General features: G+C 69.9%; 21 protein-coding genes and 1 pseudogene. 10 read left to right on the top strand and 12 right to left on the bottom strand.

The genetic code is table 11. From position 1 onward, the window contains the following. The 3 genes from KS423_RS00675 to KS423_RS00665 form a co-directional block, all read right to left on the bottom strand. Positions 1-1,191: a restriction endonuclease subunit S gene (locus KS423_RS00675; RefSeq protein WP_224273482.1), complete on the bottom strand. Its 1,191-nt coding sequence runs from the start codon at positions 1,189-1,191 to the stop codon at positions 1-3. Positions 1,192-1,283: 92 nt separating this feature from the next. After that, positions 1,284-3,275, bottom strand: a complete 1,992-nt coding sequence (locus tag KS423_RS00670; protein ID WP_224273543.1) for a class I SAM-dependent DNA methyltransferase — start codon at positions 3,273-3,275, stop codon at positions 1,284-1,286. Positions 3,276-3,363: 88 nt separating this feature from the next. After that, complete coding sequence (locus KS423_RS00665; protein ID WP_224273480.1) at positions 3,364-5,535, bottom strand: N-6 DNA methylase; 2,172 nt, start codon at positions 5,533-5,535, stop codon at positions 3,364-3,366. Positions 5,536-5,715: 180 nt separating this feature from the next. Between KS423_RS00665 and KS423_RS00660 the strand changes: the two genes are divergently transcribed. The 4 genes from KS423_RS00660 (at position 5,716) to KS423_RS00645 (ending at position 10,555) form a co-directional block, all read left to right on the top strand. Then, positions 5,716-8,145 (top strand): ATP-binding protein, encoded by a 2,430-nt coding sequence (locus KS423_RS00660; RefSeq protein WP_224273461.1) that lies wholly within the window; start codon positions 5,716-5,718, stop codon positions 8,143-8,145. Positions 8,146-8,180: 35 nt separating this feature from the next. Next, entirely contained in the window at positions 8,181-8,510 is a 330-nt protein-coding gene (locus KS423_RS00655; protein WP_224273439.1) for a hypothetical protein, read from the top strand. Positions 8,511-8,868: 358 nt separating this feature from the next. Beyond that, positions 8,869-10,257 (top strand): hypothetical protein, encoded by a 1,389-nt coding sequence (locus KS423_RS00650; RefSeq protein ID WP_224273437.1) that lies wholly within the window; start codon positions 8,869-8,871, stop codon positions 10,255-10,257. Positions 10,258-10,351: 94 nt separating this feature from the next. Next, positions 10,352-10,555, top strand: coding sequence for a hypothetical protein (locus tag KS423_RS00645; RefSeq protein WP_224273435.1), 204 nt, complete (start codon positions 10,352-10,354; stop codon positions 10,553-10,555). Between the two features lie 256 nt (positions 10,556-10,811). Here KS423_RS00645 and KS423_RS00640 read toward each other — a convergent pair whose 3' ends face one another. The 3 genes from KS423_RS00640 to KS423_RS00625 all read right to left on the bottom strand — a co-directional run bounded on the left by KS423_RS00640 (position 10,812) and on the right by KS423_RS00625 (position 13,531). After that, positions 10,812-11,039 carry a hypothetical protein gene (locus KS423_RS00640; protein ID WP_224273433.1) on the bottom strand — a complete coding sequence of 76 codons (228 nt, stop codon included), beginning with the start codon at positions 11,037-11,039 and terminating at the stop codon, positions 10,812-10,814. 49 nt (positions 11,040-11,088) lie between these two features. Further along, on the bottom strand, positions 11,089-11,655 hold the full coding sequence (locus tag KS423_RS00635) for a hypothetical protein (protein WP_224273431.1): 567 nt from the start codon (positions 11,653-11,655) through the stop codon (positions 11,089-11,091). A gap of 514 nt (positions 11,656-12,169) precedes the next feature. Next, positions 12,170-13,531 carry a tetratricopeptide repeat protein gene (locus KS423_RS00625; RefSeq protein ID WP_224273429.1) on the bottom strand — a complete coding sequence of 454 codons (1,362 nt, stop codon included), beginning with the start codon at positions 13,529-13,531 and terminating at the stop codon, positions 12,170-12,172. Between the two features lie 127 nt (positions 13,532-13,658). On the opposite strand from KS423_RS00625, the gene KS423_RS00620 reads away from it, so the two are divergent. From KS423_RS00620 to KS423_RS00610, 3 genes are read left to right on the top strand one after another with little or no spacing between them, the layout of a single operon-like run. Further along, complete coding sequence (locus KS423_RS00620) at positions 13,659-14,711, top strand: NAD(P)-dependent oxidoreductase (protein WP_224273427.1); 1,053 nt, start codon at positions 13,659-13,661, stop codon at positions 14,709-14,711. A gap of 17 nt (positions 14,712-14,728) precedes the next feature. Next, the gene (locus KS423_RS00615; RefSeq protein WP_224273419.1) at positions 14,729-15,781 is read left to right on the top strand and encodes an NAD(P)-dependent oxidoreductase; all 1,053 of its coding nucleotides are present in this window, start codon (positions 14,729-14,731) and stop codon (positions 15,779-15,781) included. Continuing rightward, positions 15,778-16,944 (top strand): DegT/DnrJ/EryC1/StrS aminotransferase family protein, encoded by a 1,167-nt coding sequence (locus KS423_RS00610; RefSeq protein WP_224273417.1) that lies wholly within the window; start codon positions 15,778-15,780, stop codon positions 16,942-16,944. The genes KS423_RS00615 and KS423_RS00610 overlap by 4 nt, the downstream gene beginning before the upstream one ends. 23 nt (positions 16,945-16,967) lie before the next feature. Here the strand turns inward: KS423_RS00610 and KS423_RS00605 are convergent, their stop codons facing one another. After that, on the bottom strand, positions 16,968-17,846 hold the full coding sequence (locus KS423_RS00605) for a glycosyltransferase family 2 protein (protein WP_224273415.1): 879 nt from the start codon (positions 17,844-17,846) through the stop codon (positions 16,968-16,970). A 29-nt stretch (positions 17,847-17,875) separates the two neighbouring features. Here KS423_RS00605 and KS423_RS00600 point away from each other — a divergent pair, with 29 nt between their 5' ends. From KS423_RS00600 to KS423_RS48350, 3 genes and pseudogenes are all read left to right on the top strand, one after another. Then, positions 17,876-18,625, top strand: a complete 750-nt coding sequence (locus KS423_RS00600; RefSeq protein WP_224273413.1) for a hypothetical protein — start codon at positions 17,876-17,878, stop codon at positions 18,623-18,625. Positions 18,626-18,634: 9 nt separating this feature from the next. Beyond that, on the top strand, positions 18,635-19,999 hold the full coding sequence (locus tag KS423_RS00595) for a hypothetical protein (RefSeq protein WP_224273404.1): 1,365 nt from the start codon (positions 18,635-18,637) through the stop codon (positions 19,997-19,999). Beyond that, a pseudogene (locus tag KS423_RS48350) lies at positions 19,969-20,304 on the top strand (kinase); the annotation flags it as partial. The gene KS423_RS00595 and the pseudogene KS423_RS48350, both read left to right, overlap by 31 nt. A gap of 198 nt (positions 20,305-20,502) precedes the next feature. Here KS423_RS48350 and KS423_RS00585 read toward each other — a convergent pair. The 5 genes from KS423_RS00585 to KS423_RS00565 form a co-directional block, all read right to left on the bottom strand. Then, the gene (locus KS423_RS00585; protein ID WP_224273554.1) at positions 20,503-20,643 is read right to left on the bottom strand and encodes a hypothetical protein; all 141 of its coding nucleotides are present in this window, start codon (positions 20,641-20,643) and stop codon (positions 20,503-20,505) included. A 227-nt stretch (positions 20,644-20,870) separates the two neighbouring features. Next, complete coding sequence (locus KS423_RS00580) at positions 20,871-21,227, bottom strand: hypothetical protein (RefSeq protein WP_224273402.1); 357 nt, start codon at positions 21,225-21,227, stop codon at positions 20,871-20,873. A gap of 139 nt (positions 21,228-21,366) precedes the next feature. Then, on the bottom strand, positions 21,367-22,467 hold the full coding sequence (locus KS423_RS00575) for a DUF4192 domain-containing protein (protein ID WP_224273393.1): 1,101 nt from the start codon (positions 22,465-22,467) through the stop codon (positions 21,367-21,369). Positions 22,468-22,541: 74 nt separating this feature from the next. Further along, positions 22,542-23,588, bottom strand: a complete 1,047-nt coding sequence (locus KS423_RS00570) for a DUF4192 domain-containing protein (protein WP_224273391.1) — start codon at positions 23,586-23,588, stop codon at positions 22,542-22,544. A gap of 199 nt (positions 23,589-23,787) precedes the next feature. After that, positions 23,788-24,771: a DUF4192 family protein gene (locus KS423_RS00565; RefSeq protein WP_224273389.1), complete on the bottom strand. Its 984-nt coding sequence runs from the start codon at positions 24,769-24,771 to the stop codon at positions 23,788-23,790. Between the last annotated feature and the right edge of the window lie 3 nt (positions 24,772-24,774).

Genomic DNA, 24,774 nt, shown 5'->3' with positions numbered 1-24,774 from the left:
TTACTCCGTAACTCCTCGACCGGATGCGGTGGACACGTCGAACTGGCCGGTGACGGCTGCGGTGATGAGGGCTTGGCGGCGCTCGGCGAGCAGGCTCATTTGGCGCCGGACCTTGTCTACAAGGACATCAATTCGAGTATTCCGATCGCGAATCGTCTTAACGATCCTAATCTGGCTCTCGAGCGGCGGCAGCGGGATACGCAGCATCTGAAGGTCCGGCACATAGATGGTTTTATGCGTGGACCCCATAGCGAGGCGCCCCAGCAGGTCTGGTCGCATAGCCCGCAGACACCACAAGAGGTAATACGAGTTGAGGTCTGGGCCGCAAGTCCACGTCGCGAAGTCCTGACTTGTGGCCATGTCCAAACCCATGATGCCAGAGTATCCTGCCGAAGCAGCCGTCCGGCAGAGGAATACGGTCCCAGCTGGATGCAATTCAGCGGAAGAGTTCTCTAGCCCCAACTTGCTAATCTTTTCGCGCGTTTCGTAGAGCTCCTCAATGCGGTCATTACGGACCTGCTTGACCTCGCCGGTAGTGATCCACGGGATATCGCAGCCAATCCACCACTCAGGTCGTGATCGACTGGGCGTGTGGCCACTGCCCATGCGGGCCAAGAGGCCGATGCGGACCTCTGGCCAGCTCTCTGGAATTGATTCGAGCCATGGGAGTGTGGACTGGCGACGATCAGCTTCCTCAATGCCTGAAACGGCTGCGACCACGCCTGATTTCCTGCGCTCGGCAAGGCGGTCGAGAACCCTCTGCTCGGTGCTCACCAAAGCATCGATGCGCGAGGTCTCGGCGTCGAGGAAGTCGGCGATCCTGCGCTGCTCTTCCAGCTTGGGCAGGTCAACCCGAAGGTCCCGCAGGAAGCTGTCCGGCACGCGCTGCTGGCCAGCTACACCGTACATCTCCGCTTCGCCCAATTTGAGAAAACTATGAGTATTGACGACATGGAGCAGAAATCGCGGGTCGATGCTCGGGCCCGGGCGTACTACGTGAAGCTCCGTCGTGCCAGCTCCAACTCCTCCCAAGAGGCCAGTGATGCGGATTGCGCGGCCAGCTTCAAACGTTGGCGTAATTTTGGGAACCAGAACGTCTCCGTCCTGGAAGCGTGTGTAGCCTGTAGCGACGGAAGCCTTGGTCCGTTGACGCGTGGTGTCCAGCCGATCGCCTGGCCAGACAGCCTCCATGGGAAGGAATGTCAGGTGATCCTCATCGTTTAGACGGTCAAATGCCGGAGTCAGAGGATTAACCTGAGCGAGGTGACGAAGTCGCACTGCTGTCATTCCGTCACCTCCCCAATCAGCGTCTGGATCTCGGCCTCCAGTGACTTCAGTTCCGCGTCGATCTCGGCGAGCGGCCTCGGTGGTTTGTAAACGTAGAAGTGCCGGGTGAACGGGATCTCGTACCCGATCTTCGTCTTGCTGTGGTCGATCCACGCATCCGGCACGTATGGCAGCACCTCGCGCTCGAGGTAGCCCTCAACGTCCTCGTCCAGAGGAACGTTCTCGAAGTCACGCAGGTCGGTGTCCGGTTCCGGTGAGCCCTTGATCATCTGGACCTCGCCGTCCGTGTCCCGGACGCCGATTGCGTCCCGCGCGGCCTTCGCGAACGATGCGCTCGTCGGCCAAAGCAGGCCGGCTGCTACGACCGCGTCCTTGAGTGCGACGAACGCCTCGGACTTCGTTTGCCAGCTCTGGCTATCCAGCACTCGCACCGCTGCGACGAAGTCGTCTGTGTGCTCCAGCTTCTGGACGGGCTTGGCCTCGGCCAGTGCCGTCAGGGTCTCCTCCGTGACCTCGAACCGCAGCTTGAGCGGTCGGTCGACGGTGATGCGCTGGTAGCCGAAGTCCTCGTTCTTGAAGACCTTGACCTTGCCGTGCAGAGGATGCTCCGGATCACGGGCGGCCTGCAGGGCCTCCCCGTAAAGTCGGGTGATCTCGCGAATGTGCTGCTCGCTCAGCTCCTTGCGCTTGTCGCCCAGTGACTTCCGCATCTTCACCCAGTAGTCCCGCGCGTCCAGCAGCACGACCTTGCCCTTATGGTCGGCGGACTTGCGGTTGGTGAGGATCCAAAAGTACGTAGAGATAGCGGTGTTGTAGAAGAGTTGGTCAGGCAGGGCGACGATTGCCTCCAGCCAGTCGTTCTCCAGGATCCACCGGCGGATGTTGGACTCGCCGGACTCGGCCGCACCCGAGAAGAGCGGTGAGCCGTTGAAGACGATAGCGACCCGGGAGCCGCCGCCTCCGTTGACGTCGACCGGCTTCATCTTCGAGAGCATGTGTTGCAGGAAGAGCAGCGAACCGTCGTTGATCCGCGGCAGACCGGCGCCAAAGCGCCCAGAGTCGCCGAGGGTCTCGAATTCGTGCTCGACCTCGTCCTTGACCTTCTTCCACTCCACACCGAACGGTGGGTTGGCGAGGAGGTAGTCGAACTTCTCGCGCCTGTGGCCGTCGTCGCTGAAGGAGTTGCCGAAGGCGATGTTGTCGGGGTCCTGGCCCTTGATCATCAGGTCGGACCGGCAGATGGCCCAGGACTCGGGGTTGAGCTCCTGACCGTAGGCCTCCACCTCGGCGCCAGGGTTGAGCGCGGTGATGTGCTCCTCGGCGGCGCTGAGCATGCCGCCGGTGCCGCAGGCTGGGTCGAGTACGGTACGCACCACGCCGGGCAGGCTCAGTGCGTCCGCGTCGGGCCCCACCAACAGGTTGACCATCAGCTTGATGACCTCGCGCGGGGTGAAGTGCTCACCCGCGGTTTCGTTCGACTGCTCCGCGAAGCGTCGGATGAGCTCCTCGAAGATGTAGCCCATGTTGTGGTTGGACACGACCTCGGGGCGCAGGTCGAGGTCGGTGAACCGGCCGATGACCTGGTAGATCAGCTTCGCGCTGTCCAGCTTGCGGATCTGCTGGTTGAACTCGTACTTCTCCAGGACCTCGCGGGCGTTGTCCGAGAACGCGGCCACGTAGAGCTGCAGGTTTTTCGCGGCGTTCTGCGGGTCGCCGGCGATCTTCCGCAGGGTGAGGGAGCTCCTGTTGTAGAAGGAGTGGCCGGAGGCCTTGCGCAGGAAGCGGTCCTCGTCCAGCTCCTGGCCAGCGAGCTCGGCGGCCCGCTCCGCGACCTTCTCACGGGTCGGCGCGAGTACGCATTCCAGCCGCCGCAGGACGGTGAAGGGCAGGATCACCTTTCCGTAGTCGGACTGCTTGTAGTCACCGCGCAGGAGGTCGGCGACGGACCAGGCGTGGTTCGCCAGCTCCGTATGCTTGCTGCTGTTCAAAGGGTTTCCCCGGTCTTCTCTCGGGTCGTCCGCCACTCTCAGCGGAACGTATGCAGTCTGGTCGATGTGTCGTGCCGGCCGAGGCAGTTCAGCCGGATTGGTGCTGGTCGCCGGACATCGGCGGCAGGAGCGCGCCTACGGTGAGTCCCGCGGTCACCGCGTTCGCGGCCTCCGTGGCCAACGCCGCGGCGCGATGGGCGGCGACGCGCAGCTGGTAGGCGCGGCGGAAGGCGTCGCCGTAGTGGCGTTGCTCCGCCAGCGGCATGAGGGGGACGCGCAACCGCGCCGGGTTGACCTGGACCATGGTGGTGCCGGTCGAGGCGGCGGTGATGTTGTCGGCTGCGCCGAGGAATCCGGCGAGGAACCACGGGTCGAGGCGGGCCGGGTCCGGACGGAGGAGGTGCAGGGCGGAGCCGAGGAGCGCGCCGGCATCGCTCTCGTCCGCGACCCGGGTCATCAGTCCCGTAGAGCTTGGGCTGGAGACTGCGCGCAGCAATACGTCTCCCTCCGCGACCGTTTGGCTGATGTCCGGATGGGCATCCCCGGTCGCGCCCGAGGGCGCGCTGCCGGCCAAGACATCATGTGCCGTCAGCACCGGCTGGCACCCGGTTCCCTCAGTGACGACGCCTCCGCTCTTGGAGTCGCGTCCGCTGCCAAGCGCCACCGACCGGACAACCGCGAGGGCGCCTCCGCGGGTGAGGTCGGCGACAGTTGCGGTACGCCATTCACGCATCGACGTACTGGCCGTCTCCCATTTCGCCGCTCCGCTGAGCGTGGTCAGTTCGTCCAGTTGCGATCCCAGTTGGCCATGCAGCGCGGTGATCCTGCCAACGAGCGCCGCCGGGTCGACATCGGCCGCGGCCGTGCGGACCTGCCGGCCCGGGGTGAGGTCCACGACATCGTCGAGAAGGTCGACCACCGGGACGGCGCGGGCCAGCCCCGACTCGTCGGTAAAACCGTCGGGCTGGTCTCGATACGCCTTCCATGGTGTCAGCACGCGCTCCGCGAGGCCGGCCCAGTCGAAGGCGGCACTCCCCGGTGAGCCGCTCCTTGTGACAGTGCCGACACTGCCCTCGCCGTCTCCATCGATGAAGAGTACGGAGGTGCGCTCGGCGGCGCCGGGGTCGGGCCGCTGCAGTATCCAGATGTGCAGGGCGATGTGCAGCGGGTAGGCGACGCGGGCGGGCAGGGAGACGACGGCGCGCACGGCCCTGCTGCGGACGAGTTCGGCTCGGATGCGGCGGGCGGAGGTGCGGAAGGCGAGGGCGGGCGGCAGCAACATGACGACGTACCCACCGGGCTCGACATGTGCCAGTGCGTGCTGGACCCACGCCAGCTCCGACTCGAAGCGTGAGGGCACGCCGTAGGCCCATCTGGGGTCGTAGGCGAGTTCGTCGTGGCCCCAGTCGCGGTCGCCGAAGGGCGGGTTGCACAGCACGGCATCGACCGTCAGGCCCGGAAAGGCGTCGGCCCGCAGGCTGTCACCGGCGGCGATCACGACCTCCTCCGCCCCCGCAGCCGAGGCGGGCTCGTCAAGTTGAAGGGCCACTGAGGCCCGCTGCGCTTGAAGCGCACGGATGTCCTGTCCGTACAGCTCACGTGCGCCGCGCCTGCGGGCGGCGGCGAGGAGCGTGCCGCTGCCGCAGGCGGGGTCGAGCACGCGGGTCACGGTGTCGGGCAGCAGTCCTGCCATGAGGTCGGCAAGGCCCCGGGGAGTGCGGTAGGTGCCGCTGGCCGCGCTCTCGTCGAGGTCGCGTTCGGCGAGGACGTCCAGCGCGGCCTGCGCACCCGGACCGCGTACACACGCCAGGAGCGCGCGGATCACACCGGCGTCTTCGGTCTCGTACTTCACGGACCGGGTCTCGGATGTCGTCCGGGCGGCCAGGAAATTGTTGGCAGCTGTGGCGAGCCGGTCGTCGGGCAGTTCAAGAAGCTGGCCCGATTCCTGCTCCGGAAGCCGCGCCGCACCTGCCAACAGTGGGAAGAAGCGGGCGGCGTCCACGCCCGCCCCGAGAAGCCGCAGCGTCGTCCGCAGATCCTCCTCGGGTGACGCGGCAGAGGTGTGTCCCCGGCTTCGGAGCCACTGCTGTACGGCGCCCAGGTCGTAGAGCGGGCTGCTCTCGGTGCCGCCACTGGGCGCGGGGAAGTCGGCATGGCGCCGCCGCCAGTTGCTGACGGTGGCGCGGGTGACCCCGGCGATACGGGAGATCTCTGCGGCCGTCACCTGTGCGGACGGCGGCGTCACTGACTTTTGCGGCATGGAGCCCCGCCCCTCTCGGAAGTGGACGGTAAACACTCTACACCACCCGTCAAGGTATACATTCGATTGACAATGCTTTCAGAGATCTGCTTATCTAGATCTGCTTGCACAGCTCGTGCTGCCGTCGTCGCCACGGCAGCCGTGTCATCGTCCCCACCTCCTCTTCTCCAGGAGCGCGCTATGACGACCAGCACCAGCCCCGCACCCACCGCACCCGCACTGCCGGCATCGCCGATCGCGGCCGTCGTCCAGCGGCTGGAGTCCGCTCCGCTGTCCGAGGAGGTCGACGCACTGGTTCGCGAAGCTCTGGACGGTGTCGAAGGTTCCGAGGCCGCCGCCGTCCGTGGCGCCTACCTGAAGTCGATCACCGTCGAAGGCTTCCGCGGCATCGGGGAAGCCGCCACGCTCCACATCCCGCCGGGCCCGGGCCTGACGGTGGTGCAGGGGAGGAACGGCAGCGGCAAGTCCAGCTTCGCCGAGGGAATTGAGGTCGCCCTCACCGGGCGCAATCGCCGTTGGGAGGACGAGGACGGCAAGAACGTGCAGACCGCCCAGCAGGACGGCTGGCGTAACCTGCACCACTCCGGACCGCACCGTCTCGAGCTGGAACTCCTCGCGTCCGGCCGGGTCCGACCACTCACGATCACCCGTACCTGGGCCGACACCACGTCGTTCTCCGAGTCCGAGTCGGCGGTCCTCGGGCTCGGGCCGACCCCGCTGCCGCTCGCAGCTCTCGGCTGGGCGGAGGACCTGCGGTCGTTCCGGCCGATCCTCTCCTACAGTGAGCTCGGCCAGATGATGAGCGCCAAGCCCAGCCGGATGTACGACCGGCTCGCCACGCTTCTGGGCCTCGAGACGCTCAGCGAAGCCGCCGATCGGCTCGCCGCACGCGAACAGCAGCTGACGCTGAGCGAGAAGCAGGCCAAGACCGCGCTGCCGCCCCTGGTGGCGGCCCTCGCGGACGTTCCGGACGAGCGCGTCCACGATGCGGTGACGGCGCTCCGGCAGCGATTCCCGGACCGCGAGCGCATCCGCGCCCTGATCGCGGGGGCGCCGCTCGCTGACACGACGGAGCTGGCCCGGCTGCACCGGCTGGCCGCGCTCAGCGGCCCGGACACCGACGCGGTGACCGAAGCCGTCGCCCGACTGCGGGAGGCCGTCGCAGCGGCCGAGGACGTCCGGCACAGTGACGCCGGCACCGCGCTCGCCCGCGCCGACCTCCTCGACTGGGCCCTGCGGCTGCGCTCCCAGCACCCCGCGGACCACACCTGCCCGGTCTGCCGGAGTGCGGACCGCCTCGACGATGCGTGGGCCGCCGCGGCAGCCGCCCAGGCCGACCTGCTCCGCGAGGAGGCCGCCGAGGCCCGGTGCGCGCAGCAGGCCGTGCGGGACTCCACGGACGACCTGCGGGCACTGATCCATAGCCGCGCGACTGACCTGCCCGATCACCTGCACGTCCTCTGGGACGAATGGGTCGCCTGCCGCGGCATTCGCGACCCGCACGAGCTCGCGGCTCGCGCCGAGAAGCAGGCGGCGGCACTCGCCGACGCCTGCCGGCATGTCCGCCAGGAGGCGAAGCATCGGCTGGCGGAGCAGGACGAGCAGTGGCGCGGCGTAGTCCCGCAGCTCGCATCGTGGCTCGCGCTGGCCGATGAGGCAGCCGCCGCCAAGCCGCTGCTGGCCCAGGTCAAGAAGGCGAGGGCATGGCTCAAGGAGGTGCAGGCCGAGCTGCGTGAAGCCCGTATGCGCTCCATCGCCGAAACTGCGCAGAGCATCTGGCAGTACCTCAGCCAGGAGAGCAACGTCGCCCTCGGTGACGTCATGCTCAAGGGCTCCGAGACGTACAGCGGCCGGGGCGTGGCACTGAACGTCACCGTGGACGACGTCGACGCCTCCGCGCTGGGTGTCGTGAGCCAGGGCGAACTGTTCTCCCTCGCGCTGGCCCTGTTCCTGCCCCGGGCCATGGCCCCGCAGAGCCCGTTCGGCTTCGTCGTCATCGACGATCCGGTGCAGTCCATGGACCCTCGGAAGGTCGAGGGCCTCGCCCGGCTGCTGGAAGAGATCGCCCGGACCCACCAGGTCGTGGTCTTCTCCCATGACACCCGGCTGCCGGACGCCCTGCGCTTCCACCGGATCAAGGCCACGATCCTCGAGGTCGGCCGGTTCCGACGTTCGAAGGTGACCGTCCGTTCCGTCGACGACCCGGTCAAGCGTGAGCTGGCCGCCGCTCGTGCGGTCGCCCGGGACAACAAAGTTACTGCTGCGATCCTCGGTGAGGTCCTGCCCGGCCAGTGCCGCCTCGCTCTGGAGGCCGCCCTCCAGGAGTCGGCCCGCCGCACCCTCCTCGGCACCGGCATGGGGCATCTCGCCATCGAGGAGCGCATCGGCAGGGCCAGTGAGCTGACCAATCTGGCCGCCCTGGCCCTGTTCGGGGAGCCCCGTAGCAAGGCCGATGTGTACCGGGAGATCAGCCGCCGGATCGGTCCCGATGCAAGCAGCGTCGTCGGACTGTGCAACAAGGGTGCCCACGCCACCATCCCGGACACGGACGACGCCATGGCGTTCATCAACCGGGTGGCCACTGCCACGGAAGGACTGCGATCCCTGTGACTGCTACAGCCGATGTGCTGGCCTCAGCGGACCGCATGACCGCCGCCGCATCGCTTCTCGATGCCGGATCCTCCGGAACCGCCCACCCGCGCGCCGCGGTGTTCCTGCTCCGCCGTGCCCTGGAAGCGGGACTCGACGCCTACATCTCCGCCCACCGGCCGGCCCTCGGCCGCTGCCGGACGGAAACCAAGGTTGTATGGCTCGCCCACCACCTCGACGTCCGGTTGGCCGGCCGGCTTGCGGCGGTCTGGCGCAACCTCAGCGGGGCCTGCCACTACCAGCAGTTCGCGTTGCCCCCGACGGTCGGCGAGCTCCTCGGATGGCGGGACGAAGTCGCATTCGTGCTGCGAGCCCTTCGTGTCTGAACACCCGCAGGGCAGGACAGCGTCTGCCGCGTTGAAAACGCTGTTTCAAGCCGCCTGCCAGGAGAGAAGTGAGATGGGCCACCGCACCGCACGGGCCGTGGCTAGTATGCCCATGGCTGTCGATCAAGGGGGATGCATGGGAAGCGCCGGAAGGCCCGAATTCCTGCCCGACTGCGAGGTACCGGCACGCTCCAGGAAGCCGAGCGACGCCACCTTGACATGCCTCGTCAGGTTGGCAAACGAGTCGCTAGCCGACCACTGGCGCACTTCCAGTCTGGAAGCATGCAACATTCGCGGCGGCCCAGCACTCGCGGCAGCCTCATTCATCGTCCGGGCACCAGGTCCCTGGCACGAGGACTTGCAGCGGATCCTGCAACTGTCCAGAGTGCAGGTTGACCGGCCTAGTTACTCCGCCTCCGACTACACAGTCGGTCTCTGCTACGTCGCCGGCGCCAAGGGCCTCCCCGCGGGACTGCGGCACCGGGCGGCCGACACGTTGGCGCACGGCCGTGACGACCTGGGCTACTTGGAAGCCCGCTACCTGCTTCCCAGGAACAGCTGGGATTGGCTAGCGGATGCCGTACGTGACGGGTGGGCGCTGTGGACGGCAAACCTCTTTGCCGCGGACGAGACGGCCCCGCTCACCACCCGCATGCGGGTAGGTCTGGCTCTCGCCGAGCACAAGCACCCTGCCGGATACGTGCCTGAGGCCGTGGAGCAGCTTGTTGCGCACCAGGGTGCATCGAGCGCGACCCGACTAGCGCTTGCCGTGGCCGTGGCACAACGTGCTCCGAAGGATGCTGTGGGCCTGCTCTGCTGCCTCGCATCGGATCCGATCGTCCAGGCCGGACACCGCATGCACGCTATCGGGCTGCTCAACGAGATCGACCTGACGAAAGCGGAGGAGATGCGGGCCTTGCAGACCCGTCTCCCTTCTTCCGAGGCAGCCCGCAAGCAGCGTCGGGAGGCTGTCGAGCGTGCCGAGAAGGAAGCCGCGGCGAGGCGCGACCAGGAGGCCGCTGAGGCAGCCGTAGAGCGACTTGACGCCAAGATCGAAGAGCTTCTGGGCGACTTGCGCGAGCGAGGCTCGGCGGACTCGCTGGCCGATCAGCTCGATAACCACATCGCGGAGGAAAGCTGGGAAGAGGTCGTCCAGGATGTTGCCGACATCTGCCATGTGATCCGTGATGAGGAGGTCGCATCCTCGCTCCGCCTGCTGGAGGTCCTCACGCAGATCCGGTACGGCAATGGGCCCAGTTCACCTATGGAGACTCCCGGCTCCGAGGAGCTGGATGCCCGGCAATTCCCTCGACTGACTCAGGAAGGACTCAACGAGTACGCACGCACCGAGGCTGAGCGCGCCTGGATGTTTTGGAGGGAGCTCGTCGAGAAGCACGGCTGGGATAACGACCAGCTTGGTGAACTCGACCGCCAGGAGGAGGAGGTTGACCAGAACGTGCGCGACGGTGTGGAGCGCAGAACCGGCGATCACCTTCGAGAACTCCAACAACACCTGGTGTGGGAACTCTGGCCTAGTCTCGCAAGCGCTGCAGAGCGCAGGGACTACGGCACCGCACGAGACCTCTTGGTCGCCGCAGGACTCCTTGCAGATGAGGCGGAGAACGCGCTCAATCTCTGGAAGACGGCTTCAGCCGAGAGCTACGCCTTCGATCCGTTGACGATGTCATGGCCTCGCGAGTTCTGGCTGGTTCTGGAGAAGTGGAAGCAGGGCTGGGCGGCCCAGTAACATCCGGCCGCCGGACGTTCGACGCGGCCAAATCCGCCGCATGAAGGTGTGCGGTGCGCGTCGGTGGCCAGGTAGGGGTCGGCGCTTTCCGGCGATGGAAGCTCTTGCGCCGCCCACCCCAGCTCCCCTCAACTTCGATTATTTACTACAGGAGCGGGCGATGGATAACAAAATTCGGCTGATCAGCGACGGCGATGGACTTGCGGCCATTGGGAACCCGACGGATGTCAAGCGCTTCCTCACGTCAGAGGGATTACTGCCGTTTTCGAAGGACCTCGGATTGCAAAGACTCGGCTGAGCAGGAGCGCGGTCGCCTGCGGGAAGGCTCGGCGGATGCGGGAGGCGAAGGCGGCGGCTACGTCTGGGGCCGGAAGGTTGAGGAGGCGGCGGCCCGGGCGGGGGCCGGCCAGCTCGATGACCGGCAGGTGTGCCCCGAGCAGGACGGCGGGCAGCAGGCGGTCCGCTTTCGTCAGCCAGGGTGGTATGGCAGTCAGCGTGGTGGCGCGACGCCACAGCAGCGGTGGGGTCGGGTACCGGTGATCACGGGGGTTGACTCACAGGGCCTGGATGCGGTCGGAGGCGGGGGTTTCCTCGAACTCGATGGCGGCGGCCTCGGGGGCGTGGGTCCGGGCGTGGGCGGCGACGAGTTCGTAGGCGGTGACGGCGACGCCTTGCTGGGCTTCGGCCTCGCGGAGCAGCGCGTCTTGGAAGCTTCTGCTCGGGTCGGTGCGCCGGTAGGGGGCGGGCCCGGTCGGCGCGAGGATCGGTCGGGAGTTCGGCATGGCGGTCCTGGGCGGGTCGTGTCCGGGCCGGTTCGCGGCCCGGCGGGCGTCAGTTGGTGGCGTGCAGCATGCGCTTGGAGAGGTCTGCGATCCGGTCGGTGAGCGCGACTGCGGCGCGGGCCTGGGCGGGCGTGTGGGGGTTGTCGTGCGAGCAGTGCTGAGCGAAGCGCAGCGCGATCTGGGTGAGCTCGTGCATCGCCACGGGGTCGTGGGCTGGGATCGTCAGGCTCCAGCTGGAGGCGTCGATGCGGTGCGGGACGCCGGCGCGGTAGGCGAGCAGCACCCGGTCGGTGGGCTCGTCGCCGGTGAAGTCGTCGGGCAGATGCCCGTTTTCGGTCAGCCAGTCGCAGAACGGGCCGGGCAGGATGAGCGTCCACCTGCTGGTGGCGGGCGCGTGGTTGGCGGCCTGCTCGGCGTAGGCGTGGGCGTAGCCGAGGTGGCGGGCGGCCGTCGGGGTGCCGTGGGCTTGGAGTGCCCAGTCGTAGCCGCAGGCGGCGTGCTGGTGGTAGCGGCGTGCGGTGGGGCCGAGGTTGGTGTCGGCGGCGGCTCGGCGGTGCCGGTCGCGGGCGGCCGTAACAATCTCGGCGGTGGCAGGTTTCGGCGGCAGTGTCGGCATGGCGGCCTTCGGTCAAGCAGGGGTCGGTCCCTGCGACGGGTTGGGGGTGGTGGGGCTCATTGGCAGCCCCACCACCCCCAACCTCTCCAACCGCCCACCGGCTGGGCACACCAAGTTTCCTACTGGGGTGGGCCGTTGGACTCGCGCCGCGCCTTCGCCGACGGGCGCGGGACCTACGCGGGCCATTGGCCGACGGGACGGGCTCGGGGCTCAGGTTGATCCCGGTGGCGGCGTTGACCCGTGCGGCCAGGTCGGCGAGGGCATGGGCGAAGGCAGCTGCCGTGGTCTCACCGCGGGCCGTGACGGTCAGCGCGCGCCGGTCGGAGCAGTGGATACCGTCGGCGACCTTGTGGCCGGGGTGGCAACCGATGAGTTCGAGCAGCCAGCCAACGCTGGCCCGTCAGTGGCCGTCGCCGTCGGTGCGGACGGGGCATCCGGCGGCGGACCAGCGGTCGGCTTGCTCGAGGGTGACGGGGCGGGTGAGATAGGTCGACGTGTTGCGCGAATCCGCAGGTCACTCCGCCCGCAGCAGTACGGCCCGGCTGGCGAGTTCGGCAGCGCCACGGACTCCTCGCCTGGCGTAAAGACCGAGGGCGGAGTGCATGGTGTCCAGCTCTGCCCGGTTGCGGCGAGAGGCGACGCCTTCCATCAGGTCCAGGCTCTGGCTCCACAGGCCCACGGCTTCTTCGTAGCGTCCTTGGGCTGCGACGGCCTTGGCGATGTTGGCGAGGGTTGTGCCGCGGAGGCGGTGGTAGGTGCCCGGGCGGCGGTTGTCCAGGGCTGTGCGGTAGTGGCGTTCGGCGGCCTTGTTGTCCCCCATCTCGGTCAGGGTGCGTCCGGTGTGGGAGGCCACGGTGGCCGCGGCAGGGCCGGCGGCTGCGGCGTAGGCGGGGATGGTGTCGGCGCCACCCGCGAGCATGGCGTCCTCGGCGGCGAGGATGAGCTTGGCGGCGGTCACTCTGTCACCGTCTGCCCCGTGAGCGCGGGCCGCCGTGATGAGCAGCAGCGCTTCGGTCTGCCGGTCGACCTTGCCGCGTGCCCGCTCGACCGCCGCCTGGGCTAGGCCGACGCAGCCGGCGGGGTGTTTCAGGTCGAGCGCCTGGTGGACGAGGGCACGCATCGTCCATGCCGTGTGTCCGGTGGGGTCGCCCTCGCAGGCGAATTGGTAGGCGAGCAGGTAGAACTTCTGCGCGGCGCCTTCCCTGCCTGCGTCATGGCACTTCCAGCCGATCAGGGTGGTCAGTTCGGCAGCCGCGCCGAAGGCGCTGGCGCGGATCTCTTCGTTCGGGAAGGCGCCCGCGTGGAGCATGGGGGTGACGACGTCGTCGAGGTAGGTGGTGATGGCGGCTAGGCCGTGGCCGCCGCCGTGCCGCTCGTCGGCGGTGCGGAACATCTCGGTGAACTGTCGGACGGTTTCGAGTTCGCCGGCGCCGATCCGGCGTCCGTTGGCCACCGCACGCAAGACGGCGGCGGCGGCCTGGTGGTCGTAGGTGAGCGGGAGCGCGACGGCGGCGGTGGAGAACGCGAGCGCGAGGAAGTCACGGCGGCGGTGCACGATGAGCCTCCTGAGGTCGGCGGCGGCGGCCAGCGGGTCGGGGTGCATGGTTTCCTCGACCGGGTCGCAGCCTAGGGCGAGTTCCGCCACGGTCACCTTGCGTTGGAGCTTCCTTCCCAGGGCTTCGGCGAGATAGCCCGGCGCCCGCCCGGTCGGAGTGCCGCCGGCTACCCAGTAGTGGACCGCTGAGCGGGAGGTGCGCAGCAGCTCTCCCGATTCGGCCGCGACTGCGCGGGTCGCCTTGGCGAGGGCTTCGTACGTGTACCCGGATTCTTCGATGGCTGCGGCGAGCTGCTGGTTGCGTTGCCGTTTGTCAGTCAACTCGGCCTCCCTGAAACGATCTTGAACAGATTGAACGGGATGGGTGAGCCGCCACCGTACCGCTGCGGGCTGTTCGGGCGGTTCACTGGCGGCACCCAACCACACTCCCTCAGGAGGTTCATTCCTCATGGCTGACGTGTCCTCCGATCCGCAACTGCGACAGCTGGCCGGCGCCACGGTGCTGGTCACCGGCGGCGGTGGCCTGGTCGGCAGCCGCATCGTCGCGCAGCTCGCCGCCGCCGGGGCCAGCCCGCTCGTTCTCGACCGCTTCGACGCCTACCCTCACCCGGTGCGGGACCGGTTCGAGGTGGACCGGTATGCGGCCGAGGTCGTCCTCGGTGACGTCCGGGAGCGGGCCACCGTGAACTGGTTGGCCCGGCGGGCGGACTTCGTGGTCCACGCTGCGGCGTACGCGGACGTCGCGGCGTGCACACGGCGCCCCGACATCGCGTTCGCCTCCAACGTGCACGGCACGCAGGTCCTGCTGGACGCGGTGCTGGACTCCGCCGTGAAGCGGATGGTCTTCGTGTCCTCCGCGTCCGTGTACGGCGACGGCATCCCGGCGGCGGACGGCCCGTCCCGGTTCACCGAGGACCAGCCGCTCGACCCGATCTCCGTCTACGCCAACACCAAGGTCTGGGCGGAGCACCAGGTGCGGCTGCTGCTCGCTGGTACCGGCACGGAGCACGCGATCGTCCGGTACTTCTCCGTCTACGGCAACCCGCAGGTGCCCAAGCCGCACTCGCACTCGTGGATGGTGCCGTGGATGGCCATGTCCGCCCATACCGGGCAGCCCATCCGGCTCAACGGCGGCGGTCGGCAGGTGCGCGACATGGTGCACGTCGAGGACATCGCCCGCGCCACCATCCTCGCGCTCGTCAGCGACCAGATGGCCGGCCGGACGGTCAACGTGGGCACCGGCGTGCCCACCTCGGTCCGGGAGATCGCCGAGCTGATCGCCGACCACTACCCCGGCGCGGAGTTCATCACGACGCCGATGCCCGCAGGCGACCCGCGCGGCGGCTACGCCGACACCCGCCGCGCCGCCGACCTGCTCGGCTGGCAGCCCGGCATCCCTCTGGACGACGGCATCGACCGCTACGTGGCCTGGCTGAAAGCCACCCCCGAGGCCGTCCCGGACTGGTTCACCACCCCGACCTCGGCCGCACTGGCCGCCTGAACGAAGGGATCATCCTGATGCGCGTCGTACTGCTCGGCGGAGCCGGCTACCTGGGCACCGCCGCCTCCCACCACCTGACCGCCCTCGGCCACGACGTCACCGTGGTAGACGGGCTGATCTACCATCGCGGGGACGACCCCGCCGCTCTGCTGCCCCGCACCGCCCGCTTCGTGCACGGGGACCTGCGAGACGCCGACCTGCTGGCCCGGGTGAGCACGGACGCGGAGGCGATCGTGCACCTGGGCGGGATCGTCGGCGAGCCAGCCAGCCAACTGGACGAGCAGCTCGCGGTCGAACTCAATTACGCCTCCCCGATGATCGCCGCCGAAGCCGCGGCCGGGGCAGGCGTGGGGCACTACGTCTTCTTCTCCTCGTGCAGCGTCTACGGGCTGCACGAGGGCACCGTGAACGAGGACACCGCACCGAACCCGCTGGGCATCTACGCCCGCACGAAGGTGCTGGCCGAACGGCGGCTCCCCGAGGTGCTGGGCGGTACAGCGCTGACGAGCCTCCGCCTGGCCACTGTGCACGGCGCCTCGCCCCGCCAGCGGCTCGACTCGGTGGTCAACAAGATGGCGTCCCACGCGGCCTCCACCGGCCGCATCCCCCTCAACGGCGGCGCCCAGCGCCGACCGCTCGTGCACGTCGGGGACGTCGCCCGGGTCCTGGCCGGGGTGCTGGAGCAGCGGCTGACCGGCGCCTGGAACGTGGGCAGCGACGAAGAGAACCACACCATCGGCGACATCGCCGCCACGGTGGCCGACGTGGTGCCCGGCGCGGTGATCGACCGGGGCCCGGAGCGGGACGAGGCCGACGCCCGCGACTACCGGGTCTCCTTCGCCAGCCTCCAGCGCGCACTGCCCGGCACGTGCTCCACGCCCCTCAAGGACGGTGCGCGGGAAGTCGCCGACCTGGTGCTGACCGGTGCCATCACCAACCCCGGGCAGGCCCAGTACGACAACCACCGCGGGCTGATCGCCGCCGTCACCTCCGGAAGGGTCGGCCGCCTGGCCACCGCCGAGTGCCGGCGCTACGGCACCGAGTACACCAGCGCATGGAAGGCGTCATGACCGTCTCCGCCGCATCGGCCAAGTCGGCCACCACCGCACGGTTCCTGCCGTGGAACCGGCCCTCGATCGGCCCGCAGGAGGAAGCGGAGGTCCTGCACACGCTTCGCTCGGGCTGGCTGACCCACGGGCCGAAGGCGGCTCGCTTCGAGGAGGCCGTGCGGGAGGCGCTCGGCACGGAGGACGCGTTCGCGGTCTCCTCCTGTACCGCGGCCGTGCACTTGGCGCTGCTCGCCGCCGGGATCGGGCCCGGGGACGAGGTGATCACGCCGAGCCTGACGTTCTGCGCGGTGCCGAACGCCGTCGTCCAGTGCGGCGCCGCCCCGGTCTTCGCAGACGTCGACGCGGTGACCTTCAACCTCGACCCCGCGGCAGCCGAGGCGGCGATCACCTCCAGGACGAAGGCGATCGTCGTCATGCACTACGGTGGCCAGCCCTGCGACCTCGCCGCGTTCCGCAGACTGGCCGACGACCACAGGCTTCTGCTGATCGAGGACGCCGCCCACGCGCTGCACGCCTGGCGCGACGGCGCGCGGGCCGGCTCCGTCGGCGACCTGGCCGTCTTCTCCTTCTACGCCAACAAGGTCATCACCACGGGTGAAGGCGGCATGCTCGCCGGGCGCGGTGACCTCGTCGAGAAGGCGCGGCTGCTGGGACGGCACGGCATCGACTCCTCCGCGTGGCGGCGGCACGGCGAGCGGCGCACCGCCGACTACGAGGTCACCGTCCCGGGCCTGAAGTACACGATGCCGGACATCACGGCGGCGGTCGGCGTGCGGCAGTGGGAGAAGCTGGAGGACTTCACCGCCGCCCGGGCCCAGATCGCCGCCGCCTACGACCGGTCCCTGACCGGCCTTCCGGGGCTGCGCCTGCCGACCGTCCTCGATGGGGTCCGGCATGGTTGGTTCCTGTACCCGGTGCTGATCGGCCCGGCCTTCGGCCGCTCCCGGGACACCGTGGCCGAGGCACTACGCGAGGTGCACGGGATCGGTACCAGCGTGCACTTCGCGCCCGTGCACCGGCTCGCGGCGTACCGGCAGCTGGAGGCCCACCTACCCGTCACCGAACAGGTGGCCGCCCAGCAGCTGTCCCTGCCGTGCTACCCGGCGATGACCGCCACCGACGTGCAACGGGTCATCGACGCGATGCACGCCATATGGGTCTGACCAACCCCTGGGCGGGGCGGCCGTCAGAAGATCGGCGGCCGCCCCAGCTGGGCCATCCTTCGCACCGTGCTCCACCGCATCGGCCGACGCGGCGGGCACGAAACCCGGATGCCCTCGAAGAAGCCGCCCCACCACGCCTTCAGGCCCTCCATCGGCGGGCGGCGCAGCAGGGTGTAGCCGATCCAGGAGGCCAGGTAGACGGGCACGAGGAGCGCTGGCAGGTGGCGCTTGGCGAGCCAGACGCGGTTGCGGGCGGTCATGCGGTAGTAGGCGGCGTGGCGGGCCGGGTCGGTGCGGGGGTGCTGCAGCACCATGTCGGCGCGGTAGTCGATGCCCCAGCCGGCGTCCAGGGCCCGCCACGCGAAGTCGGTTTCCTCGTGGGCGTAGAAGAACGGGGCAGGGAACAGGCCGACCTGGTCGATCACGGACATGCGGATGGCGTGACCGCCGCCGAGGAACGTCGTGACGGGCCCGGACTGCATCGGGTCGGACGCGCCGAGGCGGGGGACGTGCCTGCGCTGGGTGAACCCGGTCTCGTCCGCGATCCGGAACGAGACGATGCCCAGCCGCCGGTCCTGCTCGAAAGCCTCCCGGATCAGGCGGAAGGTGTCGGTGCGCGGCAGCAGGCCATCGTCATCCAGCACGACCAGCACGTCCGTGCCGCCGAGCTCGCGCAGCCGCTCCACCCCGGCGTTGCGCCCGCCCGGGATTCCCAGGTTCTCCGGCAGCTCGACCGCGTCCACCCACTGCGGCAGCTCGGGCAGCTTGATGCCCTGCCCGAGAACCACCGTACGCACCCCGGTGTCGGCGCCGTCCTGGGCCTGCACCGACTCCAGCAACGCCGCCAGCTCGGCGGGCCGGTTGCCCATCGTCAGCACCACCACGCCCAGCGTGACGCCCATGCGAACCGACCTGACCCTTCGAGGACTCGATGAACTCTCCGACACCCACGGCCGACGACCACCGGTCGCTGCACGAGCTGGCGGCCGCGGGCCGCTTGCCCGACCACCAGGTGATGGACCAGCCGACGCTGGAGTGGATCGCCGGCCAGCGGCCGGGCGGTCCGGGTGTGCGGCCCAGACTGCCACACCCCGCGAAGGCCCTGGTACCCGATCGGGCCTGGTTCGCCCGCACGGAGACCGCCACCTCCATCCACGGCGTCCTGCACGGTGCCCGGGTCGCCGTCCTCGTCCAGTTGCTTGCCGTCGGCCACCACCTCAAGCCCGGCCGGGTGCTCGCGCTCGCTGCGGCGGCGGCCTGCCACGACTGCCGCCGCTTCAACGACCGCACTGACCCCGGCCACGGCCAGCGCGCCGCCGACTGGCTCACCGAGCACCTGGCTGACCTCCAGGTCGCGTTCGGCCACATGCCCAACGCCGAGGCGATCACCGCCGTCGCCCTCCACGACGTTCCCCCGCACGCCTTCACGCCCGAGCTGCAGGCCGCCTACCGGCGGCACCGGACCGCCGTCGACCTGCTCAAGGCCGCCGACGCCCTCGACCGCTACCGCCTCCCCGCCACCCGCTGGTGGCCCGCCCTGCACCTGCTGCGCCTCCAGGTCCCCGCCTGGGCGCCCGTCCTCGCCCACGACCTGGTGGTACTCACCGAGCAGGCTCGCCTCGACGGTGCCTCCGACGCTCATGCCGTCCGCCTGGCGCTCCGCGCCCTGTCCGCCGAATAGGTGACGCCCGTGCACGCTGACTGGGACCTCGCCCACACCAACCTCGACTCCCCCACCGGCGCTCACCTGCCCGCCGGCCTCACCACCGCCCCGGACCACTGGCGCCAGCGCCTCCAGCACGCCCCCAACGGGCACCTCCTACGGCCCGACGGCAACGCCATGCTCACCGCCCTCGCTTCCGGTCGCCCCCTGAGCCTGCTGCACCTGACCCGCTCGCTGGACGTCGTCCGCACCAGCGGCCACCTGCTCGCCTCCACCGGCTGCCTCGTCGGCGCGATCTACGGATCCCCGCTCACCCCGCTGCCCGGCGGCGCGCTGCGGCCGCACAACCTCGGTACCCACCTCCTCGACACCCGCCCCGACCTCGACAGCAGGCGCGACAGCATCCCCCTGGTCATCGAGATCACCCCCGACCGCCCGGTCGAGGCCGCGGGCCTGGACTACCTGCGCCTGGGCGCAGTGCACCTGCGGGCCTTCGACCGCCACCGCCACGCCTTGACACCCGCCGAGGACGAGAAGGTGGCTCGGTCGGTGGCCGACCGGGTGCGCGCCGCCGCCCCGCTGCTCAACCTGATGCTCGACCTCGCCTCCGGCCGCAGCCGCCCGGAAACCGGTCTCTTCCTCGACCGGCTGGCCGCCGCCGTGCCGGTGATGCCCTACCTCGGCTACCTCTACTTCGAGACCGTCGCCGAGTACCTGATGCTCCACTCCACCAGCACCGCGACGAAGACCTACGCGGGGCTGGGCGAGATGAACAACCACCTCTACAAGCAGCTCGCCCTCACCGCCGTCGCCGGCATGGGCACCCTGTTCGACCTCGGCCGGTTCCACCCTGGCCACCGTCGGCTGCTCCAGCTCGTCGACGCCATCGAGCCGGGGCTGTCCGAGGCCGCCGCCGGCTTCGTCCGTGACCGCCTCTCCCACCGCTTCACGGCCACCGCCCTCGCACCGACCGCCGACGCCTCCACGTTCTCCTTCACCGCGGCGACCACCGACGAACTGCGGACGTCGGCCACGCCGCTGCTCGGCCAGCTCCTGTTCCGCGAGGTCCGCCTCCTGGACCGGTACCCGCAGCTGTATCACCTGTTCGAGCAGGAGAAGGCGGCGGAGGCGTGGACGTACTGGAATCGCCGGAGCATCAGCGCGCCCTTCAACAGCTCCTGCGGTCCGAAGGGCGAGGTCGGCGTGAACCCCGCCGCCCCGCTGGCCCGGGTGACCGTCTGGACGGCCGAGCAGTGCTCCCGCGGTCTCCTCCACCCCACCGAACAGGTGGTGGTCGTGCCGGCCCCTCGGCTGGTGCCCTGGCTTGTTGCCCAGCTGCGCGACAGGACGGAGGAGGAGCGGTGGAACAACCGGTCGCCGGTTCAGGCGTGAGCGGCCCAACCCTGATCGTCCTGCGGGGCAACTCGGCGTCGGGGAAGACGAGTACAGCCTGGCGTCTGCGGTCCCTCGTCGGTGAGGGCCTGGCGATCATCTCGCAGGACACCGTGCGCATCAACGTTCTCGGGGAGCCCGACGTCCAAGGCGGGGCCAACATCGAGATGATCAGCGGCATGGCCCGCGTCGCCCTCCGCCGGGGCTTCCACGTCGCCCTCGAAGGCATCCTCGCGTCCGAGCGGTACGGCGAGATGCTTCGCGGGCTGCATCGGGACCATGGTGGCCGGAGCTGCTTCTTCTACTTCGACCTTCCGTGGCCTGAACTTCTTGTTCGGCACGTCACCCGCCGGAAGTCGCAGGAGTTCGGGCCGGCCGAGATGCGAAGGTGGTTCATCGCCCACGGACGTCCTCCCCGGAGTCGGAGAGGTACTAATCGGTCCGGACAGCAGCTTGGACAGCTCTGCGCAGCTGATCCTGCAAGCGGCGGCGCTATCGCCCGCTCATCCGGCCGCGCCGCTCACCCCGGAGTCACCGGGGTGCTGATTACGGGTGGCGCTGTGCGCGACACCACCCGCGGCAAGAAGTGCCTCCACCCCGTCCGAGTAGCAGGGCATCAGCTCGCTGGCCTGCTCGATCGGCATCCATGCGTCTCCGTCTGGGGTGGCGATCTGAAGGCCGCCCGGTCGTGGGCTGGATGATGGGCAGCTGGCGGAGTCGAGGCGCCCGGCGGAGAGTGAGCGGCAGGCCGCTCTGACGGTGACGGCCTACGAGTTCTGGGCGCCGTTGTCCGGCAAGGAACGGGTGGTGGCCCGCAGCGAGTTCAAGCGGATCTCCGCCAGCGTCAAGGCCTCGGCGTAGCACCCGGAGATCAGACCTTCGCCTTGACCGGCGGCGGCACCTCGACGATACGGCCGAAGGCGGCGCCCATGCGCAGCGCGAAGATCGCGTTGCCGTGGACGTTGGCGAAGCCGCGGCAGATGGCGCCCTTCGTGCTGGGCGGGGCGAGGGCGGGCAGGGTCGAGTGGCAGACGATGTGCCCGTCGGCGGCGAGGGCCTCGGTGGCGAGCTGCCTCAGGCGGCCGGGGGCAAGGTGCATCAGGTTGCCTGGGTGGTAGATGCAGGTGTCGCACAGGCGGGCAAGGACCCGGACCTCCCCGGTGGCGGGGTCGGCGACGGCCGGCGCCGGGTCGTCGTCGGGCTCGGGCTGCGGTCGGTTGGAGTTCACGGTGTTCCCCTGCTCTGGGTTGGCGGGACTGTGTGGGCCGGCCGGGGGGGGCGCGCGGGGACCGCCCCGGCCGGGGGGTGTGCGGTGGCGGGGCGGCCCGCGGCGGGGCGCGCGCCCGCCCCCCGCCCCGGCCGGGCGGTCAGCTGTCGCGGCCGCGAAGGCGCTCTTCGCGCTCCTGCCGGATTGAGTCGGCTATCTGGTCCACGGAGCCCGCCATCACGATCTGCTCCATCAGCAGCTGGGCCAGAAGGTAGCGCGGGTCGGCGGCACGCGCCCGTTCGAGGGCGACGAGTGCGGCCGGGAACTCCCCGGCCACGGCGGCGGTGAACGCGGCGAGGGTCAGGGGGGCGGCGACGAACGTCGTGGTGGCGCTGGCGCACCGGCGGGCCAGCAGCGCCCACAGCTCCCGGGCGCGAGCGAGCTCGTCCGGTTCGATGTATCCGATCGCGATGTCCCGCAGGGGCCGGTGCCGCAGCCCGACGATCAGCTCTGCCGTCTCGCCCGGGGTGAGGCTTTCCAGGGGGGTGCCGTCGCCGCCGCCGAGCAGCAGCCGGTCGAGGATCGCCGTGATCCGTTCGGTCTCGGTGTCGAAGCTGCTGGCGTGCACGCGGTCGGCCCGCTCCCCGACGGCGTGCAGGATCGCGGCGCGCTGGGCCTCCGCTTCCTCCCCTGTGACGGGTTCGAAGGCGGCAGAGATCGCGGCTTGGCTGGGCGGCGTGGGGATGCCGACGGCGCGGGCGTTCATGGTGACCACGCCCGGGTTGTCCGGACCGTCGACGGGCATGCCCTCGTGCCGAAAGTTGGGGTTGTCGTGGTGGTACACCCACCAGTGGGTGGGGGTGACGAACATGGCGGCGAGGGTGTCGATGCCGTGGGTCTCGGCGGACAGCAGGAGTGCGTCCGCCACCGCCCGGTGCCGGGTCATCGCGGCGTAGCCGTCGCCCGTGTCCTGCTGGCGCGCGCACAGGTACACCAGGATGGCGGCCGGACCGGTGGCGAACTTCTCCAGGCGGTGCAGCGTGCTGTGCATCATGTGGTGCGCGGCCTCGTTCGGGTTGTCCTCGCCGCCGGGCAGCTCGAACTTCTGGCTGAACAGCGGGCGGTTGTGCAGGGTGTCGTGGGCGAGGACGAACACCATGCCGTCGGGGCCGTCGGGCCGGAAGCTCAGGAGGTAGGGCAGTGCCTCGACGGCTTGGGCGGGGCTGCGGACGTCGAAGGCGGGCACCGAGTTGATGTTCAAGGGGATCTCTCCGCTCGTGGTCGTTGGGGGGTAGGGCAGGGGCCGCTCGACTCGCGGCCCCTGCCGGGAGCGGGTCAGCCCGCGACGGGGATGCCCCAGGCGGCACGGTGCTCGCGCAGGTACTCGCGTACGTGCCCGAAGGCTGCTCCGTCGTTGAACATGCCGAGGAGGAGGCGGGTCAGGCCCTGGTCCGGGAGGCACGTCTCGGCGGCCTGAAGGGCGAGCCGGGACCTGGCGTCGTCGCCGAGCGCCCACGCCATGAACGCGTGGAGGGCGAGCGGCACGGCCGCGTGGTCGGCGTAGGCGGCGGGGCAGCGATGGGCCAGGGCGAGCCACAGCTCGTTCGCGGCCGTCAGCTCGTGGTCCTCGCAGTGCACGAGCCCGGTGTTGCGCACGTCGTCGTACTGGAGGGCGAGCAGCAGTCGGGCCGCGAGGTCGTCAGGGGTGTCCGTGGCCTTCCGGACCCCGGCGACCAGTTCGGCGATGGTGGTGGTCACCAGGTTGATCGCGCCGTCCACGACGCTCTGGTGCCCGCCGGAGCGGATCTCGGCGTGCATGGCGCGGACGGCGGTGTCGAGGGTGGTGGCCATGGCGGCGGCCCGCGCCCCGGTGACAGGGGCAAGGGACTTCAGGACGTCGCTGCTGCGCGGCAGGCCCGTCGAGTCGAGCTCTGCGGGCGGCTCGGGGATGGGGTGCCCGTCGCTGGGACCGGCCGCCAGCATCGGCCAGTAGCGGGTGCGGGTCACGTACACGGCTTCGCTCAGGACCAGCCCCTGGCGGCGGCAGGCGTCGCGCAGGTGGTCGGCGATGGGCTGGTGGGTGAGGCGGGACTGCTGCCCGTAGTCGGGGTCGTCCGGGTCGGGGCAGATGTAGGCGACGATCCGGGGGATCGGGAACTCGAACGACGCGGCCTCGTCCCGCTGGTGGGCGAGCAGTTCTTCGGCCAGGGACGGCCAGTGGGCGGGGTCAGCGGGCAGTCCGGTTCGGACGAACCCGAGCGGTACACCGGCCGGGGTGATGCCGGCCAGAACCACACTGTCCTCGGGGTGGTAGTCGAAGAGGAACGGCAGCAAGTGAACGAGGCCCTCGGGGCCGTTCAGCAGGAGCAGCTTGTCGGTCATGGGTCCCTATCAGGGTTGGTCCGGATTCGCGGTCCGGAGTGGCAACAGAAGGACTTCCGTCTTCTTTCTTGACCTCAGTCTATTTGAGGGCGTGCCGGTTGGGCACACCCCAACTCCCCCGGTTTGGGGCGCAGTCGGAGCCGGGCCCGGGTGCCCGCCCCCGCAGGGACGGACACCCGGCGCCACCCGCAGCCCCCGGCTACTCCTCGCGGTCCTCGCGAAGGGCGGCCCTCAGCGCCTCCGCCGCGCTGACCGGCACGCGGATGACCTGCTCAAGCTCGGCCCGGGAGACCAGCCCCAGCAGCACCTGCGCCTCCTCGTCCTCCGGCTTGACCTCCAGCGCGAGGAGTGCCGCGCCTCCGGCCGCCGGCACGTCGCCGTCGAGCAGCAGCGCGATGCCCAGCAGGGTGAGCGGCGCGGCAGCCATGCGGCGATAGGGGTCGACGCACAGGCGGGCGACGCGCGACCACAGCGGCGCCGCCCTCTTCACCTCCTCGGGTTCGCAGTACGTCGAGGCCGTGTGCAGGATGTCCCCGTTCTGGACCGCGATGAGCAGGCGCGCCGCCTCCTCATCGGTCAGGTCCTCGACGTCGCGGCGACCGGTCAGCACGGCGGCGAGCAGCGGCTTGAGGCTCCGCTTGGCGGCCTCGTGGCCGGCTTCCAGCTCGCGTGCGAAGGCACGCACGGCGTCGGCCACCACGTCTGCGGCATCCTCCGCCCCGACCGCGGGGCCCCCGTCGGCCGTCGGCCGCTCGGCGGCGCGCGGCCTTCCCGGACCGGAGTCGCCGATGGACGGCATGGGCCACCAGCGGGTGGGGGTGATGAACTGGCTCTCGACGACGGTCAGGCCGTACCGCTCACACACGACCTTGAGCTTGAGCCACAGGGCGTTGTAGGAGTCGACGTCCTCGACGCCGTGGCCGTCGCGGGCGTAGATGAGCAGCGCGACGTCGCGCTGCCCGCGGCTGGTGGCCGGCATCCCGGCGATGTCGCCGATGAACGCCCGGGCGAAGGACACCGAGCGGTACCGCTCCTCCGGGATGTCCGCGAGGTATATCCGCAGGGGCTCGCCGAGCTCGGCGACGGCGATCTGCCCGGCCGGTTCGCGCCCGAGCGCACCGGCCACGAAGTCGGCCAGGTCGGCCGTCTCGAGGACGAAGGGGGTGTTGTTGCTGTCGGACATGGC

The organism is Streptomyces sp. LS1784, assembly GCF_020103755.1.
In the GTDB taxonomy this organism is placed as follows: Bacteria; Actinomycetota; Actinomycetes; order Streptomycetales; family Streptomycetaceae; genus Kitasatospora.
The sequence above is the reverse complement of the archived record's forward strand: the minus strand, read 5'-3'. Positions and strand labels throughout refer to the sequence as shown.

Bases quoted from the DNA above. Each gene is read 5' to 3' on its own strand.
- KS423_RS00665 (WP_224273480.1), bottom strand. From the start codon at position 5,535: ATGCCGCAAAAGTCAGTGACGCCGCCGTCCGCACAGGTGACGGCCGCA.
- KS423_RS00585 (WP_224273554.1), bottom strand. From the start codon at position 20,643: ATGCCGATCGAGCAGGCCAGCGAGCTGATGCCCTGCTACTCGGACGGG.
- KS423_RS00640 (WP_224273433.1), bottom strand. From the start codon at position 11,039: ATGCCGAACTCCCGACCGATCCTCGCGCCGACCGGGCCCGCCCCCTAC.
- KS423_RS00565 (WP_224273389.1), bottom strand. From the start codon at position 24,771: ATGTCCGACAGCAACAACACCCCCTTCGTCCTCGAGACGGCCGACCTG.
- KS423_RS00620 (WP_224273427.1), top strand. From the start codon at position 13,659: ATGGCTGACGTGTCCTCCGATCCGCAACTGCGACAGCTGGCCGGCGCC.
- KS423_RS00675 (WP_224273482.1), bottom strand. From the start codon at position 1,191: ATGGAGGCTGTCTGGCCAGGCGATCGGCTGGACACCACGCGTCAACGG.
- KS423_RS00570 (WP_224273391.1), bottom strand. From the start codon at position 23,588: ATGACCGACAAGCTGCTCCTGCTGAACGGCCCCGAGGGCCTCGTTCAC.
- KS423_RS00660 (WP_224273461.1), top strand. From the start codon at position 5,716: ATGACGACCAGCACCAGCCCCGCACCCACCGCACCCGCACTGCCGGCA.
- KS423_RS00635 (WP_224273431.1), bottom strand. From the start codon at position 11,655: ATGCCGACACTGCCGCCGAAACCTGCCACCGCCGAGATTGTTACGGCC.
- KS423_RS00600 (WP_224273413.1), top strand. From the start codon at position 17,876: ATGAACTCTCCGACACCCACGGCCGACGACCACCGGTCGCTGCACGAG.
- KS423_RS00655 (WP_224273439.1), top strand. From the start codon at position 8,181: ATGACCGCCGCCGCATCGCTTCTCGATGCCGGATCCTCCGGAACCGCC.
- KS423_RS00645 (WP_224273435.1), top strand. From the start codon at position 10,352: ATGGAAGCTCTTGCGCCGCCCACCCCAGCTCCCCTCAACTTCGATTAT.
- KS423_RS00615 (WP_224273419.1), top strand. From the start codon at position 14,729: ATGCGCGTCGTACTGCTCGGCGGAGCCGGCTACCTGGGCACCGCCGCC.
- KS423_RS00605 (WP_224273415.1), bottom strand. From the start codon at position 17,846: ATGGGCGTCACGCTGGGCGTGGTGGTGCTGACGATGGGCAACCGGCCC.
- KS423_RS00610 (WP_224273417.1), top strand. From the start codon at position 15,778: ATGACCGTCTCCGCCGCATCGGCCAAGTCGGCCACCACCGCACGGTTC.